This window comes from Acuticoccus yangtzensis, assembly GCF_001927245.1.
GTDB classification, from domain to species: Bacteria; Pseudomonadota; Alphaproteobacteria; order Rhizobiales; family Amorphaceae; genus Acuticoccus; species Acuticoccus yangtzensis.
In genome coordinates this window covers 335,147-353,197 of the sequence record NZ_MJUX01000004.1, presented here as the reverse complement: position 1 = coordinate 353,197, position 18,051 = coordinate 335,147, and the positions used below count along the sequence as shown (strand labels likewise).

At 68.4% G+C, this 18,051-nt stretch carries 13 protein-coding genes; 4 read left to right on the top strand and 9 right to left on the bottom strand.

The genetic code is table 11. From position 1 onward, the window contains the following. Positions 1-50: 50 nt before the first annotated feature. The 9 genes from BIX52_RS12910 to BIX52_RS12870 form a co-directional block, all read right to left on the bottom strand. Complete coding sequence (locus BIX52_RS12910; RefSeq protein WP_075221466.1) at positions 51-950, bottom strand: LysR family transcriptional regulator; 900 nt, start codon at positions 948-950, stop codon at positions 51-53. 22 nt (positions 951-972) lie between these two features. Beyond that, entirely contained in the window at positions 973-1,917 is a 945-nt protein-coding gene (gene speB, locus BIX52_RS12905; RefSeq protein WP_075221465.1) for an agmatinase, read from the bottom strand. Position 1,918: 1 nt separating this feature from the next. Further along, positions 1,919-2,932 (bottom strand): agmatinase, encoded by a 1,014-nt coding sequence (speB, locus tag BIX52_RS12900; protein ID WP_075221464.1) that lies wholly within the window; start codon positions 2,930-2,932, stop codon positions 1,919-1,921. Further along, positions 2,929-3,795, bottom strand: coding sequence for a polysaccharide deacetylase family protein (locus BIX52_RS12895; protein WP_075221463.1), 867 nt, complete (start codon positions 3,793-3,795; stop codon positions 2,929-2,931). The genes speB (BIX52_RS12900) and BIX52_RS12895 overlap by 4 nt, the downstream gene beginning before the upstream one ends. Before the next feature lie 337 nt (positions 3,796-4,132). After that, positions 4,133-5,374: a cytosine deaminase gene (locus tag BIX52_RS12890; RefSeq protein WP_075221462.1), complete on the bottom strand. Its 1,242-nt coding sequence runs from the start codon at positions 5,372-5,374 to the stop codon at positions 4,133-4,135. Further along, entirely contained in the window at positions 5,371-6,426 is a 1,056-nt protein-coding gene (locus BIX52_RS12885; protein ID WP_075221461.1) for an ABC transporter ATP-binding protein, read from the bottom strand. The genes BIX52_RS12890 and BIX52_RS12885 overlap by 4 nt, the downstream gene beginning before the upstream one ends. Next, a complete protein-coding gene (locus tag BIX52_RS12880) occupies positions 6,423-7,199 on the bottom strand; it encodes an ABC transporter permease (RefSeq protein ID WP_075221460.1) in 777 nt (258 codons plus the stop codon). Before BIX52_RS12880 ends, BIX52_RS12885 begins: the two co-directional genes overlap by 4 nt. Beyond that, the gene (locus BIX52_RS12875) at positions 7,199-8,044 is read right to left on the bottom strand and encodes an ABC transporter permease (RefSeq protein ID WP_075221459.1); all 846 of its coding nucleotides are present in this window, start codon (positions 8,042-8,044) and stop codon (positions 7,199-7,201) included. The genes BIX52_RS12880 and BIX52_RS12875 overlap by 1 nt, the downstream gene beginning before the upstream one ends. Positions 8,045-8,116: 72 nt before the next feature. Beyond that, complete coding sequence (locus BIX52_RS12870; RefSeq protein ID WP_075221458.1) at positions 8,117-9,244, bottom strand: polyamine ABC transporter substrate-binding protein; 1,128 nt, start codon at positions 9,242-9,244, stop codon at positions 8,117-8,119. Positions 9,245-9,457: 213 nt separating this feature from the next. On the opposite strand from BIX52_RS12870, the gene hemN reads away from it, so the two are divergent. The 4 genes from hemN to BIX52_RS22475 all read left to right on the top strand — a co-directional run bounded on the left by hemN (position 9,458) and on the right by BIX52_RS22475 (position 17,269). Further along, positions 9,458-10,810 (top strand): oxygen-independent coproporphyrinogen III oxidase, encoded by a 1,353-nt coding sequence (gene hemN, locus BIX52_RS12865; protein WP_075221457.1) that lies wholly within the window; start codon positions 9,458-9,460, stop codon positions 10,808-10,810. A 303-nt stretch (positions 10,811-11,113) separates the two neighbouring features. After that, a complete protein-coding gene (locus tag BIX52_RS12860; protein WP_075221456.1) occupies positions 11,114-11,782 on the top strand; it encodes a protein-L-isoaspartate O-methyltransferase family protein in 669 nt (222 codons plus the stop codon). Between the two features lie 291 nt (positions 11,783-12,073). Beyond that, positions 12,074-13,390 carry a TolC family outer membrane protein gene (locus BIX52_RS12855; RefSeq protein ID WP_205647815.1) on the top strand — a complete coding sequence of 439 codons (1,317 nt, stop codon included), beginning with the start codon at positions 12,074-12,076 and terminating at the stop codon, positions 13,388-13,390. 243 nt (positions 13,391-13,633) lie between these two features. Then, entirely contained in the window at positions 13,634-17,269 is a 3,636-nt protein-coding gene (locus BIX52_RS22475; RefSeq protein ID WP_083660224.1) for a calcium-binding protein, read from the top strand. Positions 17,270-18,051 lie beyond the last annotated feature (782 nt).

Here is an 18,051-nt window from a genome sequence, read left to right as displayed (position 1 = left end):
CATCTTGTGCAACACCTTCCGCGTTCCGGCCGTCTGTGTCCGCGCGGCTCTCAGACGGGGCGGAACCCGTCCGGCCTGGCGTTGAGGATGATGTCGAGCATGCGCCGCGCGGCCCACGTCAGGCTGCGCTCGGCGTGGATGCACACCTTCGCCGTGGCACTTTCCAGGTTCGAATCGGCGATGGCGATGCCGACGAGGCTGCCCGCCGCCGCCTCCCGCTCGAACGCGAAGGCCGGCATGAAGGTGACGCCCATCCCGGTCAGCGCGAAGTGGCGCATCATGTCGATGGAGTTGGTCTCCATGTGGAGCGCGGTGATACCCGCCCGCTTGGCCGCCCGGTCGACCGCCTGGCGGATGCCGAAGGTCTTGTCCGGCAGGCACAGCGGCTCGCTGGCAAGGTCGGCCATGGTGATCCCGTGCCGCCCCGCCAGGGGATGCCCGGCACCGACGACGGCCAGCACCGGCTGGCGCATCTGCGCCACCGTGGTCACCCCGCCGCGCGGCTGCGGCTGGAAGGCGATGCCGATATCGCAGCGGTCCTCGGCGACGGCGGCGACGACGTTGTCCGTCCCCGCCACCACCAGCTCGTGGGTGATGCCGGGATAGAGCCGCGCGAATGTGGCGATCGCCCCCGGGATGAAGCCGCCCAGCATCCCCTCTACCGTGAACAGCGAGACGTGACCCCGCTCCACCGCCTTCAACTCGTTGATGGCCGCGCGCAGGCGCTCCAACTCGCGCGTGCGGTCGGCGATGAAGCGCAGCAGGAGCTCACCCGCAGGGGTGAGCCGCACGCCGTCGGTGCGCCGGTCCAGCAGCGGCGCGTCCAGCGAGTGTTCCAGCCGCGCGATGTGGCGGCTGACGGAGGCCGCCGACAGGCCGAGCCGGTCCGCCGCCTTGCGGATCGATCCCTGCCGCGCGACCTCGGCGAAGAGGGCGTAGAGCTGTTCCATCGCGGGTCGGCGCGCCGCCGCCTCAGCGGGCCGCCATGATCCGGCCGATGAGGTTGAGGAGGATCTGTGCCGCCAGGATCGCCGTCGACCCCGAATGGTCGTAGTCCGGCGCCACCTCGACGAGGTCGACGCCGACGATGGTGCCGCGCTTCGCGAGCCCCGCCAGAAGCTCCAGCACCTCGTAATAGTGGAAGCCGCCGTGCGACGGGGTGCCCGTGCCGGGCGCGATCGACGGGTCGAAGCCGTCGATGTCGATCGTCACATAGTAGCGCGCACCGGCGGGGACGCGGGCGAGCACGGCCTCGGCGCCCAGCGCGCGGATCTGGCGCACGGAGAGGATGTCCGACCCCATCGCGCGGGCCGCCTCGTAGCCCTCCTTGGCGGTGGACGACACGTTGCGGATGCCGAATTGGGAGAGGCCGGTGACGTGGTCCTGTTCGGCGGCGCGGCGCATCGGGTTGCCGTGGCCGTGGCGCACGCCGTGCCGCTCGTCCACGAAGTCCAGATGCGCATCGAACTGGACGATGTGGATCGGCCCGTGATCCGAAAAGGCACGCACGCAGGGGATGTTGATCGAATGGTCGCCGCCGATCACCACCGGAAGCGCCCCCGCCGCCAGGATCGCCCGCACCCCGGCCTCGATGTTGGCGTGGCTCGTCTCGGTGTCGGTGTGGACGATGTCCGCGTCGCCGAGGTCGACGATGCGGGTGTCCGCCAGATAGGTCGTGTCGTCCTCGTGGTCGTAGGCGCCGGCATGGCCGAAAGAGAAGAGGGTGGACGCCTCGCGCACCGAGCGCGGGCCGAACCGGGCGCCCGCGCGCCACTGTGTGCCGAAGTCGAACGGCGCGCCGAGGATGGCGACGTCCGCCTCGCCGGGGGCGAGCGTGGTGACGTAAGGCGCCTTGGCGAAGGTGCAGATGCCGACGAAAGGAAGGTTCAGCCGCCCCGTCTCGTAGCCGTGAGCCATCTCACGCGCCCTTCAGGTTGGCGCACAGCACCGGCTCGCGGCCTTTGCGGCGGGCGGTGGCGGCGGCGACCACGCACAGCATCTCGAACAATATCGACGCGCCGTGCCACGCGGTGCCGCCCGCGGGGTCGAGGCCCGGAGCCACCTCGACGAGGTCGCCCGCGACGATGTCCACCCCGTCCAGCGCGCGCAGCATCACTTGCGCCTCGTAGGCGGTGAGGCCGCCGATCTCGGGCGTGCCCGTGCCGGGGGCGATGGTGGGGTCCAGCGCGTCGATGTCGAAGGAGAGGTAGGTGGGGGCGCTCCCCACCACGTTCCGCGCCTCGGCCATCACGTCCTTAGGCCCGCGCTCGCGAAACTCCTCGATGGTGACGATGCGGATGCCGTTGGCGGCTGCAAAGGCGCGGTCCTCGCCGTCATAGGTGGTGCCGCGGATGCCGATCTGGATCATCCTCTTCGGGTCGAGCAGCCCTTCCTCCACCGCGCGCCGGAAGGGGGTGCCGTGGGTATAGCGCATGCCGCCGAAGTAGCTGTCGAAGAGGTCCGTGTGCGCGTCGAAGTGGACGAGGCCAAGCGGGCCGTCCGCCGCCGCCCGAGCCGCACGGAGCGCCGGGAGGGTGATGAGATGGTCGCCGCCGATGAGGAGCGGGACGACGCCGCCTGCGCGCAGCGCCGCGGTCTGCGCCTCGATCAGTGTGAGGGTGTGGGTGAGGTCGGCAAGGTTCACCTGCGCGTCGCCGAAGTCGGCCGCGCGGGCTGTGTGGAACGGCGCCGCCGCCGTCGCCTGGTTGACCATGCGGATCATCGTCGACGCGTCGCGCACCGCCCGCGGGCCGTGCCGCGCGCCCGGCCGGTTGGTGGTGCCGCCGTCGAACGGGATGCCGAGGAAGCCGATCTCCGCCCCGTCCGGCGCCGCCGCCGTGCGCACCGGCAGGCGCATCACCGTGGCGAGACCGGCGAAGCGCGGCACGTCGAACGCGGAGACGGGGAGGTAGGCGGGGTCGACAGGGGTCACGCGGGGTCTCCTTCGGCGATGGTGTCCACCCGGAGCAGGTCCCGGTGGCGCGCGGCGTGGGCGGCGATCTCCTCCAGCGGCGCGAACCATGTGTCGCCCGCCTCGACCAGCGGGGCAAGCCACGCCTCCATCGCCGCCCAGCGCGCCAGACGGCCGGTCAGGAAGGGGTGCAGCACCGGCATGAAGAAGCCGCCCGCGGCGTGCATCGCGGCATACTCCTCCTGGAAGGCGCGGATGCCGTCCGACGGGGCGCGCACCGGCATCAGGTAGCCGATTTCCTCGAAATGGGCGAAGGGCGGCCAGTCGTCCGCCCCCCAGTGTGGCGGCAACTCGATGATCTCGCCCTTGGGATGGCGCATCAGGTACGGGATCTCGTCGGCCATCAGGGAGGAATCGTACAGGAACCCTTCGTCGATCAGCCGGCCGATGATGGCGGGTGTGGCGTTGTAGACCGGCGCCCTGTAGCCGCGCGGCTTGGTGCCGGTCATCCTGACGTGCGTGTCCATCGCGCGGCCGAAAAGCTCCGCCTCGCGGTCGTCCGAATGGCCGAGCGGGTCCTCGTGGCGCCACGAGTGGTGGCCGATCTCGTGGCCCCCCTTCAAAATCGCCTCCACCGTGGCGGGATAGGTCTCCATCACCCACGCCGGCATGAAGAAGGTCTGGCGGATGCCGAACCTTTGCCACGTGTCCAGAATGCGCGGCACCGCCACCGTGGGGCCGTAGCGGCCCATGGTGACGGGGTGGAGCCTCAGGTGCCCGTCGTCCGGTCGCGCGTTGCGGATGAGACTGTCCGCATCGACGTCGAAGGTGATGGACGCTGCGAGGCGCTTGCCGGTGGGCCAGGGGAGGGGGTGCAGCAGCATCAGGGCCTCCCTTGGGGGCGCCGCCGCAGCCTCCGGCGGGCTCGGGTCCCACCAATGGTCAGCGGGCCCGCCTGACCACCGGACCCACCGTCGCCCTGCACCGCATGGCAGAGACGGCGGCACACGCGCAAGGACAAGCGGCTAAAGCCGGCCTGCGGCTCCTTGCGCGCGTACCACCGTCTCCGCCAAGGGATTGGCGCGACGGCGGCCCTGAAGTCCGCTCTTGCGGACTTCAGCAGCAAATGAAGGGAACTGCGCAACAGCGCAGTTCCCTTGGTCAGGCTAGCGCGGCACCCGACCGTGAGCGCCTCACAGGGCGCCGAGAAGAACGAGAGCATCAGAAGCTCGCCGTCACGGTGGAGACAGCCGGGGCGGTGCGTGAGACGACGCGGCCGTTGGAGATGACCGCGAGACGGGCCGGGCGCAGGCGCAGCGCCTCGATCGGGTCGGCCGCGTCCAGCACCACGAGGCTTCCGCGGTCGCCGGTCGTCAGGCCGAAGTCGAGGCCGAGGATGGCGGCCGGCGTGTCCGTCACCATCGCGAAGGCGCGGCGCATCGCGTCCGGCGAGGTCATCAGCGCCACGTGTAGCCCCATGTGCGCAACGTCCAGCATGTCGCCCGAGCCGAGCGGGTACCACGGGTCCATAACGCAATCCTGACCGAACGCCACCGTCACACCGGACGCCGCCAGCTCCGGCACCCGCGTCAGCCCGCGCCGCTTCGGGTAGGTGTCCATCCGCCCCTGCAGCGTGATGTTGATCAGCGGGTTGGGGATCGCCGCCACCTCGGCCTCGGCAATCAGCGGGATGAGCTTGGCGACGTAATAGTTGTCCATCGAGTGCATGGACGTGAGGTGCGAGCCTGCCACACGGCCCTGAAGGCCGCAGCGGATCGTCTCGGCCGCCAGCGTCTCGATGTGACGGCTCATCGGGTCGTCGCTCTCGTCGCAGTGGAGGTCGACGCGAAGGCCCCGCTCCGCCGCCAGCTCGCACGCCGCCCGCACCGCCGCGAACCCGTCCGCCATCGTCCGCTCGAAATGCGGGATGCCGCCGACGACGTCTACCCCGGCATCCAGCGCCCGCACCACGTTGGCGCCGCCCCCCTCGGCGCGGAACCAGCCGTCCTGCGGAAAGGCGACGAGCTGCAGGTCCAGCGTGTCCTTCACCGCCTCGCGCACCTCCAAGAGCGCCTCGACCGTGGCGAAGGACGGGTCCGTCACGTCCACGTGGCTGCGGATCGCGAGGACGCCTTTCGCGACGGCCTGGCGGCAGTAGGCGAGCGCCCGCTCCACGATGTCCTCGCGCGACTGGATCGCCTTCAGTTCGCCCCACAGCGCGATGCCTTCGAGGAGCGTGCCCGATGCGTTCACCCGCGGGCGGCCGTAGGAGAGCGTCGCGTCCATGTGGAAGTGCGCGTCCACGAAGGGCTGGGCGACGAGCTTGCCCGACGCGTCGATCACCTCGCCCGCCTCGGCGGTGATGGCGTCGTCCACAGCGGCGATGCGCCCGTCCGCGATGGCGATGTCGGCCACCCGCCCGTCCGGCAGGGTGCCGCCCTTCACGATGATGTCGATGTTCATGACTGACCTGTCATCACGTGCGCCGACTCGGGCGCCCAGGTGAGATAAAACCGCGCGCCGGGTGCGGGGTCGAGCGCCTCCAGCTCGTCCTCGCTCACCTGCGCCTTGAGTTCCTCGCCGCCGGGGCCCTCGAAATAGCAGATGATGCCGGTGCCCGCGAACTCCTCCGACACGAAGTCGGCGGCGAGCGCCGGTGCGGCCGGCGCCTCGCGCGAGATTTTCATCCGGTCCGCGGCGACGACGATCTCGGCCGGGCCGTCGGCGGCGCCAGGCAGCGGCACGGTGATGGGGCCGAGGTCGATCGCCCCGCCGGAGACGGTGCCGGACAGGATGTTGTTGCGGCCCACGAACTCGGCCACGAAGCGATTGCGCGGGGCGCGGAAGATCTCGCGCGGGCGGCCGATCTGCGCGATCTCGCCATGGCCCATGATGACGACGCGGTCCGCCATCGCGAACGCTTCGGACTGCGAGTGGGTGACGTAGACGAAGGTGATGCCGAGCTCGCGCTGCAGCTTCGTCAGCACCCCCTGCATGCGGATGACGAGGTGCGCGTCCAACGCCGACAGAGGCTCGTCGAGGAGGAGGATCGGCGGCTCGGTGACGAGGCTGCGGGCGAGCGCCACGCGCTGGCGCTGGCCGCCGGAAAGCTGGTCCACCCGCCGCCGGGCGAAGTCGCTGAGGCCGAGCCGGTCCAGCCACGTCGCCACCTTCTGGCGCCGCTCCTTCGCGGGAACGCCGCGCATCTTCAGGCCGAATTCCACGTTCTGGGCGACGTTGAGGAACGGGAAGAGGGCGAGCGACTGCCACACCAGTGGCGTGTCGCGCGCGTGGACCGGCACGTCGTTCATCACCTTGCCGTCGATGGTGACGGTGCCTTCGGTCGGCGTCTCCAGCCCCGCCAGCATGCGCAAGGTGGTGGTCTTGCCGCAGCCGGACGGGCCCATGATGGCGATGAACTCGCCCCGGCCGATGGCAAGGTCGATCCCCTTCACCGCGACGCTGTCCCCGTAGGACTTCTTGACGCCCTCGAGGCGCACGAGCGGGGCGGTCATGTGGAACTCCGGCGGATGATGAGAAGCTGAGCGGCGATCACGAGGGTCATCGAGGTGAGGAAGACGAGGGTGCCGATGGCGTTGATCTGCGGGTCGACGTTGCCTTGCAGGATTTCCAGGATCATCACCGGCACCGTCTTGTTGAGGCCGGAGACGAACCAGGCGACGATGAACTCGTCGAACGACACCGCCGCCGTGAGGCAGAAGGCGGAGACGAGGGCGGGGGCGCAGAAGGGGATGACCACCGCGCGCATCGCCCTCCACTGGGTGGCGCCGAGGTTCCAGGCGGCGGGTTCCAGCGCGGCGTCCATCTGGTTGAGGCGCAGGCGGCAGATGGCCATGGCGAAGGGCGCCGCCATCACCGTGTGGGCGATGACGATGCCCGTCAGCGTTCCCGACAGGCCGAGCCGTCCCAGCCACGCCAGCATGGCGAGCCCCATGATGACGACCGGGATGGTCGGCGGCAGCAGCGCCAGCGCCAGATAGGCGGTCTTGAAGCGGAAGCCGTAGCGGTAGTCCGTATAGGCGGTGGCAAAGCCGATGAGGGTCGACAGCGTTGCCGCACACGCCGCGACGATCAGCGAGTTCTGGATCGCCGTCCACACCTCCGGCCGTGCGAAAGCGGTGCGGTACCAGTCCCACGTGAAGTGGCCGAGCGGCACGGTGGGGAAGCGGTCCGAATTCACCGAGAACACCATGCTGGTGACGATCGGCGCGAACACGAAAACGAAGACGGCGGCGATGTAGAGCCTGAGGAGGACGCCGGAGCGCATCAGCCGTTCCTCCGCCCATAGGCCGCGCCGACGGCGGCGAAGGCGACCACGAACAGGGTGACGATCATCATCACCGCGACCACAGCCGCGCGCGGCCACTGCTGGCCGGATTTCGTGGTGTCGATGATGAGGATGGAGAGCGTGGGCGGTTTGGAGCCGCCGAGATAGAAGGGGCTCACGAAGTCGCCGAAGGAGAGGATGAAGGCGAAGACCGCGCCCAGGATGAGACCCACCTTGGCGGCGGGGATGATGACATTGAAGAGCCGCTGCGCCGCCCCGGCGCCGAGGTTCGCGGCCGCCTCGATGAGGTTCTTGTCGATCGCCGCCAGGCTGAAGGTCTGCAGGATGACGACGAGCGGCAGCACCAGCGTCATGTAGCCGACCATGGCGCCGAAGCCGGAATTGAGCATCGTGAAGGGGCCGAGCCCGGCGAAGCCGAGGACGGCGTTGATCGGCCCGCTTTCCGCCAGCAGCACCTGCCACGCGTAGACCCGCACGAGGTAGGAGGTGAAGAACGGCACGATGAGGAAGAAGATCGCCCAGCGCCGCGTCGTCTCCGACACGCGGAAGGCGAGCGCGAAGGAGGCCGGGAAGGCGATGAGGCTCGCCAGCGCCGCCGCCACCGTGGCGCGCAGGAACGTCACCTCGTAGGCGTTCCAGACGTAGCCGCGTGTCAGCATCCGCTCCCAGTTGTCGAAGATGAAGTCCGGCGTCATGCGGTAGTTGCGCACGAGCCAGAAGGACATCGCCACCATCAGAAGCAGCGGGACGACGAAGAAGAGGCCCTGCCAAAGGATCAGCGGCAGGCGCCAGACGTATTTATAGACGTCGGTGCGGGACGGCATGCGGGACTTTCACCGGCGGAACGGGTGAGGGGCCGCGCACGGCCCCTCGGTGTGGGCAATGGACGGGCGAGGTCAGGCGGTCTTGTACTCGGACCAGAAGTCGTTCCAGTCCTCCAGCGACTGCTGCTGTGGGATGTCGCGGAAGAAGAGCCGGCCTTCCTCCAGGAGCTTGATCGGGCTCTGGTCGTGGCCTTCGATCAGGCCGGAGCGCTCCGCCTCGGCGGGGTTCGCCTCCTGGATCGCCGTCCACCCCGACTTGGTGGGCGACAGGCCAGGATAAGCCGCCATCTGGATCGACCGCACCTGCCCGCGTGGCGACAGCATGTACTGGATGAACTTGTTGATGATCTCGTGCTTCGTCGTGCCTTTGCCGATGGAATAGCTCTCCGTCCACTGGATGCCGCCTTCCTCGGGAATGACCGAGGCGACGGGGGCGCCGTCCTTCTGCAAGACGCCGGTGATCCAGTCGCCGATGCCGCACATGGCCAGCATTTCGCCGTTCTTCAGCGAGGCGAAGGTTCCGCCATAGTCGAAATAGCCGCCGACCTGCGGCTTCAGCGACAGGGTCTTCTCCATCACCGCCTCCCAGGCGGCCTCGTCGATGTCGAACGGGGAGGGGTTGTTGTTGCCGTTCAGCAGCGAGATCTGGCCGAGCGAGGGAAGGTGCCAATCGAAGTGGCCGACCTTGCCCTTCACCTTCTCGTTCCAGAAGGCGTTGTAGCTCATCGCTTCGTCGCGGGTCAGCGCGTCGGTGTTGTAGGAGACGCCGAGGAGGCCGAAGCGGACCATGACGGACCAGAGCTGATCATCGGTCCAGTGGCCGGGGAACTTCTGGTATTGCGGCCAGAAATCATCGAACGGGAACAGCGAGGCGTCCATCTCCTCGATGTATCCGGCGGCGTTGAGCTGCTGCACGAACTCGGCGTCGGACAGGATGATGTCGTAGGTGCCGACCGGAGACTGCGCGATGAGGGCCAGCATGTTGTCGCCGCCCGCATAGTACTTCGGGATGAACTTGACGTTGTTTTCGGCCTCGAACTCGGCCACCATGTCGGGCTCGGCATGGCCGTACCAGGCGAGCATGTTGATGGGGGTCGGATCCTGGGCCCAGCCGCGATTGATCATCGGTGCGGACAGGACAAGGCTGGCCGAGCCGGCCAGCAGGCCGCGCCGCGTCAGGGAAAACGATGATGTGCTCACGGGTGCTCCTCGGTTGTCGTTGCTGCGCCTTGGCGGCGCGTCTTCTGCCCTGAAGCACGTTCTGGGCCAGGGGTGCCCTGTCGTGGCGGCGACAGGATGCAGCATCGCCCGGTTCGTTGACTTGCATCAAGGCAGCGTCTTCTCCGTTCGGTTGTAAGCGGTTCCCGTCCTGACGACCCGTCGCCCTCCGTCAGGCCCCATCTGGAGGCGCGTGTGACACAAGAGCTCGCCAAGTATCTGACGCTGAGCGTTCCGCGCTATACGAGCTACCCGACGGCGCCGCACTTTCACACCGGGGTCGATGCGGACACCCATCGCGATTGGCTTGCCGCGCTCGATCCCGCCGCGCCGGTGTCGCTTTATCTCCACGTCCCCTTCTGCCGTCAGATCTGCTGGTACTGTGGCTGCAACATGAAGCTGGTCGGGCGCCGCGACGGGCCGGTGAGGGACTATGTCGACGTGCTGTTGGCCGAGGTCGCCCTCGTCGCCGACGCGCTTGCGGGGCGGATGAAGGTGTCGCACATCCACTGGGGCGGGGGGACGCCCACGGTGCTGGCGGGGGATGATCTCGCCAAGGTGATGGCTCTGATCCACCGCCGGTTCGACGTGCTGGCGGACGCTGAAATCGCCGTCGAGTGCGATCCGCGCAGCTTCGATCGGCCGAAGGCGCATTGGCTGGGCGCGCTCGGCTTCAACCGGGCGAGCTTCGGCGTGCAGGAGTTCGACCACAAGGTGCAGGCGAGCATCAACCGCATTCAGCCGTTCGAGATGGTGGCCGAAGCCGTGGACGCTCTGGCCGCGGCGGGGATCGAGCGGGTCAATTTCGACCTCATCTATGGTTTGCCTCACCAGACGGCCGAGATGCTCCTGAAGACGGTGGAGCAATGCCTGATGCTGGCGCCGAGCCGCATCGCCCTGTTCGGTTATGCGCACGTGCCCTGGGTCGCCAAGCGGCAGCGGATGATTGCGGCGGATGCGCTGCCCGGCGCGGCGGAGCGGTTCGAGCAGGCGGCCAAGGCGGCAGAGGCGCTGGTTGCCGGCGGCATGGTGGCAGTCGGCATGGACCACTTCGCCGCGCCGGATGACAGCCTCGCCGCGGCGGTGCGCTCGGGAACCCTGCGGCGCAACTTCCAGGGTTATACCAACGACGGGGCGGGCGCGCTCATCGGCATCGGCGCGACGTCGATCAGCCGGACCCCCGCCGGATACGTGCAGAACATCGCCGAGACGGGCGCTTGGGCGGAGGCGGTGACGGCCGGCTGCCTGCCCACCGCCAAGGGTGTCGCCTTCGCCGGTGAGGACATCATCCGCGGCCGCGCGATCGAGGCACTGATGTGTTTCGGCACGGTCGATGTGGCGGCCCTGTCGCGCGAATTCGGTGCCCCGGCGTCGTGGGCGGACGAGGCGCTGGCAGCCCTCGCCCCGCTGGAGGCGGACGGGCTGGTGACGCGCTCCGGCCCCATGGTGACGGTGACCGAAGCGGGGCGGCCCTTCGTGCGCGTCGTCGCCGCGGCGTTCGACGCCTATGCGGCCGCGGGGGCCCGGCGCCACTCCGTCGCGGTCTGAACGGGGCCGTCATGCGCCGCCTCGGTGCTGCGGCGTGGCTGGTTGTGAGCGGCGGAGCGGGCACGAACGGTGGAGAATGAGCCGCTTGGCGGGTTTCGCGGCCGGGCGGCTGGTGCTATCCATTCCGCGGCACGTGCGGGCGGGGCGACCCTTCGCGCGCTTGCTCACGGGAAGCCGCGGGCGCCTGGGAAACCGGGCCGGCCCACCGCTTCCGGGTGAGCGTTGCCGGACGAGCGAAGGCACTTGGGCGATTGCACTTGGGCGAACCGCGGCGCGCCGCGGGCCCCGTGATGGAGAACGACGATGGGCGACGAGGCGATCCTGCGCACTCGGATGGTGAACAACCAGCTACGTACGTTCGATGTCACGGACCACCGGATCCAGGACGCGATGCTCACCGTGCCGCGCGAACATTTCGTTCCGGCCGATCTGAAGGCGATCGCTTATTCCGACGAGGCGCTGCCGATCCAGCGGGACGCCATTGGCCGCCCCGTGAGGACGATGACGCGGCCGGCCGTCCTCGGCCGCATGCTCCAGCTCGCCCAGCCGACGGAGGACGATGTCGTGCTCCTGGTGGGCGCAGGTCTCGGCTACACCGCCGCCGTTCTCGGCCAGCTCGCCGGTTCGGTGATCGCGCTGGAATGTGACGAGGACCTCGCCGCCACCGCCTCGGCCGACCTCGAGGAGGACGTCTCCAACGTCGTCGTCGTCACCGGTCCGCTGGAAGCCGGCTGGCCGAAGGAAGCCCCCTACGACGTCATCTTCGTCGACGGTGCGATCTTGACCGAGCCCGCGGCGCTGATCGAGCAGCTCAAGGTCGGCGGTCGCCTGGTGACGATCTTCGGCGAGGGCCTTTCCGGCCGTTCACAGATCTTCACCAAGGGCGAGCACGGCGTGTCCATGCGCTTCGCCTTCAACGCCGCCGCCACCGTGCTGCCGGGATTTGCCGCTCAACCGTCCTTCGTATTTTGATTCGACGCCGCAGCGCAGAGGGGAGAATACAACTCCCCGTCTCGCACTAGGGTTGTCCACAATTAACCTTCACTTCATGTATCGTTCACATCTCGTTGCAGGAAAGACGCACCGTTGAACGACGAAGGCCAGTAGACCCCCGCGGACGGAACTGGGGTCTGGCTGAAGTGATTCTCCTTCTCCTAAAACATGCTCGGGTTCTTTGAGGGCGAGAGCATGCCAGGTCGTATTCGAGTTTTAGCCTTGGCCGCAGCGGTGACGGTCGTCAGCGGGGCAGCGTCCGCGCAGACGATGACCGAATCCCTGGCCGCCGCCTACTCGACCAATCCTCAACTGAACGTCGCCCGCGCCCAGCTCCGCGCGATCGACGAGAACATCGCCATCGCCCGATCGGGCAACCGTCCTCTGGTTCAGGCCACTGTGGAGCAGGCCTACACCACCTCCCGCGCCTACCTGAACGACCTCGGATCCAACACCGGCAGCGTCAACAACCAGGTGGCCTTCGGCGTGCAGCTCACGCAGCCGTTGTTCCAGGGGTTCCAGGTCCGCAACAACATCCGCCAGGCCGAGGCCGCGGTGCGTGCCCAGCGCTCGCAGCTCGAATCGATCGAGCAGTCCATCCTGCTCGCCACCGCGAACGCCTTCATCGACGTGTTGCGCTATCGCGAGATCGTCTCGCTGCGTCGCAACGACGTGGAATTCCTCGGCGAGCAGGTCCGCGCCGCCCAGGACCGCTTCGAGGTCGGCGAGGGCACGCGGACGGACGTGTCGCAGGCCGAAGCCGCCCGCGCAGAATCGCAGACCCTCCTCGCCCAGGCGGAAGCCAACCTCGAGGCCGCCCGCGCCGCCTACCAGCGCCAGACCAACCTCGTCGCCCGCGACCTGCGCGACAACTACAACGTCGAGCGCCTGCTGCCCCAGACTCTGGCGAGCTCGGTGCAGATCGGCCTGCAGACGCACCCGGACATCATCTCCGCGCTGCACGACGTCGACACGAACATCTTCAACGTCGCCTCGTTGGAAGGGCAGTTCCTTCCCACCTTGAGCGCGACCGCCTCGGCCAACTCGACCCTCAACGCCTTCACCAGCGAGAATAGCTCCAATCCGCGGCGGCGTGACTCGGCCAGTGTGGGTCTGAACCTCACTATCCCCATCTATCAGCGCGGTCAGGCGTCGGCCCAGGTGCGCCAGGCCAAGGAGAGCCTCGGCGCCTCCCGTCTGCAGGTCGACCTGACGCGCAACATCGTGCGTCAGTCCATCGCCTCCGACTGGGCGACCTTCCAGGCCGCGCTGCGGTCCATCTTCAACGCGCAGACGGGCGTGTTCTCCGCCCAGCTCGCGCTGCAGGGCGTCATCGAGGAGCAGCGCGTCGGCCAGCGCACCACGCTCGACGTTCTCGACGCCCAGCGCACCCTGATCAGCAACCAGATCACCCTCGTGACCGCCCAGCGCACGAAGGATGCCGCCGCCTTCCAGGTGCTCGCCGATATCGGCCGTTTGAACGTGCGCAACCTCGGCCTGAACATCGACCAGCTCTACGATCCGAAGGAGCACGCCGACGCGGTGCGCGGCAAATGGTACGGCACGAAGACGCCCGACGGCCGCTGAGGCCCGAGGCAGCGAACCCCTGCGAACCCCAAAGCGGCCTTCGGGCCGCTTTTTTCGTTCGGCAACGTCGCCCGGCGCGGCATCTTCTCCGGTTGCGCGTCGGAGTATTTTCAATTTTAAGGTGATGTGGTTTGATCCGGCTCGCTTAGTCGAGGCCTTTGTCCGTGCCCTGTGTCCTGCCCGCCGCCCGCCGGCCTGTCTTGCGATCTCCCACGTTCTGCCGGTCAGCGCAGAGCCGCGCCCATGGCTGAGCGCGGCACCTCCGGCGCCGTCGGCAACGCGGCGGACAACCAGATCGTCGCCGACAGCCCCAGCGGCGGCGGCACGTTCGACGGCGGCGCCGGGGTCGACGTTCTCATCCTGCGCAGCGACACGCTGGACATCATCGACGTCGACCTCGACGAGGAGACGATGGAGGTGGACCGGGTCCGCTATGCCGTCCTGAATTTCGAGGGCTTCAGCTACTCCGGCAACGCGCCGGTCAACATCATCGGCACGCGCTTTGCCGATTCCATCACCACCGGCAACGGCAACGACACCATCTTCGCCGGCTATGGCAGCGATACGATCCGCTCTCAGGGCGGCGCCGACTCGGTGCAGGGAACCTATGACAGCGACGTCATCAACCTCGGCTCCGGCGACGACTACGGGATCGGCAGCGACGGCGACGATACGATCTACGGCGAGAACGGCAACGACACCATCAACGGCGGGTTCGACGACGATCTGATCTTCGGCAGCGGCGGTCATGACGAGATCCGCGGCAGCTACGACAACGACACGCTGGACGGCGGCGACGGCAACGACTTGCTGGATGGCGAGGCCGACGCCGACCTTCTGCGCGGCGGCTCCGGCAACGACACCCTGCTCGGCGGCGCGGGAGACGACACGCTGGACGGCCAGGGCTCGGCCGACGCCGTCTATGGCGGCAGCGGCGATGACAGCGTGGCCGGCGGCGGCGGGACCGATACGCTGGATGGCGAGGACGGCGAGGACACCCTCCGCGGCGGTGACGCGGACGACCTCCTCTTCGGCGGCCTCGGCAACGACGATCTGAACGGCGAGGGCGGGCGCGACACGCTCTATGGCGGCGACGGCGACGACACGATCCGTGCCGGGGCCGACGCCGGTGAGCGCCATTACGGCGAGGAGGGCAACGACACCTTCGTGAAGTCCGCCAATGCAGGGCCGGACGGCGTGACCTGGGACGGCGGCTTCGGCAGCGACACGCTGGACCTTGCCATGACGGCAACCGCCGCCGCCGGCTGGTCGATCAATCTGGAGCTCGGCCGGATCGACCGGAACGGCGTGCGCCAGGACCGGCTGATCAGCGTCGAGAACGTCATCATCCGTCAGGACGCGCCGGTGATCGGCTCGTCCGCCGACAATGTCATCACCGCCGTCGGCAGCTACGCCAACCGCATCGAAGGCGGCGGCGGCTCGGACACGATCGACGGCGGCGGCGGCAACGACACCATCCTGGGGGGCGGCGGGCCGAGCCTGCTCTACGGCGGCGCCGGCAACGACTCCATCACCGGCGGTGCCGACCGCGACACGATCGACGGCGGCGACGGCAACGACACCATCGTCGGCAGCGGCTTTCGCGCGTCCGACCTCTATGGCGGCGGGGCGGGGGACGATCTGTTCGTCAAGAATTCCGGCACCGGCGCGGCTTCGGCCACCTGGGACGGGGGCAGCGGGTCGGACACTTTGGAATGGCGCACGTCCGACGTTCCGATCGACACCAATTGGACGGTGCATCTGGGCACCGGGCGCATCGAATATCAGGGCGAGGGGCGGGACTGGCTGGTCGGCGTCGAAAACGTCACCGTGTACAACGGGGCGCAGCTCATCGGCGACAATGCCGACAATATCCTCGTCTCCATCGGCGATTTTGCCACGACCTTGGCCGGCGGCAACGGTCACGACAGCCTCGATGCCGGAGCGGGGGACGATTCCCTCGTCGGCGCGGGCGGCAACGACACGCTGAACGGCGGCACCGGCACCGACACCATGATCGGCGGCAACGGCAACGACACCTACGTGATCGACAGGGCCGGCGATGTCATCGTGGAGGAGCCGGACCAGGGGAGCGACACCGTCGCCACCTTCATCGACTTCACGCTGACCGACGATCTGGAGAACCTCACGCTCCTCGGCTCGGTGCTGGTGGGGATGGGGACGAACGGCCCCAACGTGCTCATCGGCAATGCGCAGAACAACACGCTGGACGGCAAGGGTGCGGCCGACAGCCTGGAAGGCGGGGCGGGCAACGACACGCTGATCGGCGCGGCCGGGCGGGACACCATGGACGGCGGCACCGGCAACGATTCCATGGTCGGCGGCATCGGCGACGATACCTACGTGATCGACAGCGCCGGCGACATCGCCGACGAGAAGGCGGACGAAGGGTACGACGTCATCGTCTCCTTCCTCGACGGCTTCACCATCGGCACCGAATTCGAGGAGCTGCGCCTCGCCGGCAGCGCGGTGACGGGGAACGGCAATTCCGGCGACAATCTTCTCGTCGGCAGCGACGGGCCGAACCTCCTGCGCGGCTTCGCCGGACGTGACACGCTGATCGGCGGCGGCGGCGCGGACACGCTGGACGGCGGCGACGGGGTCGACAGCATGGAAGGCGGAGCGGGTGACGACGTCTATGTCGTGCTCGCTTCGAGCGACGTCATCGTCGAACAGGCGAACGACGGGCGGGACACGATCCAGGCCTACTTCAACTATACGCTGAGCGACAACTTGGAGCGTTTGGAGCTTTTCGGCAACGCCACCTATGGCAGCGGCAATGCCGGCGACAACACGCTGTTCGGCAACGCTCTGGACAATACGCTGCTCGGGCGGGACGGCAACGATTACCTCGTCGGCCGCGCCGGCAACGACGTCATCAACGGCAATGACGGCGACGATACGATGATCGGCGGAACGGGAAACGACACCTACACGGTGGCCGCCGCGGGCGACGTCGTGCAGGAGGCAGCGGGGGAGGGAAGGGACCTCGTCATCGCCTTCCTCGACTATACGCTCGGCGCGGACGTCGAAGACCTGACCATCCTGGGGACAGGATCGCGGTCCGGCACCGGCAACGACCTCGTCAATCGGATCATCGGCAACGACGCGAACAACAACCTGTCCGGCCTCGGCGGCGACGACGTGATGGAGGGCGGCGGCGGAAACGATACGTTGAACGGCGGCGCAGGCAGCGACACCATGTCCGGCGGGGCGGGCAACGACGACTATGTGGTGGCGGCCTCAGGCGACACGGTGATCGAGGCGGCGAACAAGGGGATCGACACCGTCCTCTCCTACAATCCGAGCTACACGCTGCCGGACAATGTCGAGAATCTGACGCTCGGTTCCGGCCGGCCGGTGGGGACCGGCAACGCGCTCGCCAACGTGATCCTCGGAAACACCGAGGACAATCGCCTGTTCGGCCGCGGCGGGGCCGATTCCCTCACCGGCGCGGCCGGCAACGACACGCTGATGGGCGACGAGGGGAACGACACGCTGATCGGCAATTCCGGACAGGACATGCTGACCTTGGGTGCCGGGGCGGACCGCGCCACTTACCTGTCCTACGGCGATTCCAAATCGACACCGGAGGAGCGCGACACCATCACCGATTTCAACCGCGGGCAGGGTGACAAAGTGGATCTGTCCGCGCTCGACGCGGACCGGACGATCTCCGGCAACCAGGCCTTCACCTTCATCGGCACGCGGCCGATCACGGAGCCGGGCCAGATGAATTACTATAACTTCGGCACCACCACGATATTGTACATCAATACCGATGCCGACCTCGAAATCGAGATGCAGATCAAATTCAACAATCTGACCTATCTCACGGGCACCGACTTCATTCTATAGTGTCCGCCCGCGCCTGAAACGGCGGACATGAGCGGGCGTGCCCCGCCGTGGTACCGCGCGTTGCTTCCGCGAGGGTCCGAAACCTCGTTCGCCCACCCGCACCAGTCCACCCGCTCCCGCGCCCGCTCTCGGGCGACGGATCCCGGCCGTCGGCGCAAGCTTGCGTGATGCTTGCTCCATCTCCGTGGCGGCGGCGATAACAGCGCACCGCCCATCGAGATTCCAGCCTCGTTCCATCGACGGTCCCTAGCGTCCCCTCAGGCAGTTGAGGTCGCGACGGCGCTCTGATCCGCCGCGGACGATTGGTCCGCAGCGACCAGAACGCCGCGCACCCCCGTCGGCCGTGCGTTCGGCTGCGGCCGGTCGCGCGCGGTATCGGGCCACTGCCGCCAGAGGAAGCGACGTCGCGCGGGACATCCCCCGCGGCGTCCGATCGACACCGGTGGACCCAGGTCGACGGCCTGGGTTGCCGGAGGGGCGTGCGGCGCCCGGCGGACCGCTGCATCGGCGCGCCGCCGGGCCGGCCATGAAGGCTGATGCCGTCCGGCGGGCGAGGATCGTCCCGCGGGGCAAGACCGCGAGGCAGGGTTCGGGAGGCCGATGACGGGCCGCCCGCACCCGAGCGCAGCGCGTGACTGCGCGAGGCAGGCGTTCCGCACGGCCGCATGGCCGGCGCCGTCCGGCCGTCCCCGACCCACTGCCACATCGTGCCGCTTCGGCGGCTGGTCCCGGAACCCATGGGTCGCCGCTGCCAGCACTGGCGCGCGCCCCATCGAGAGGTC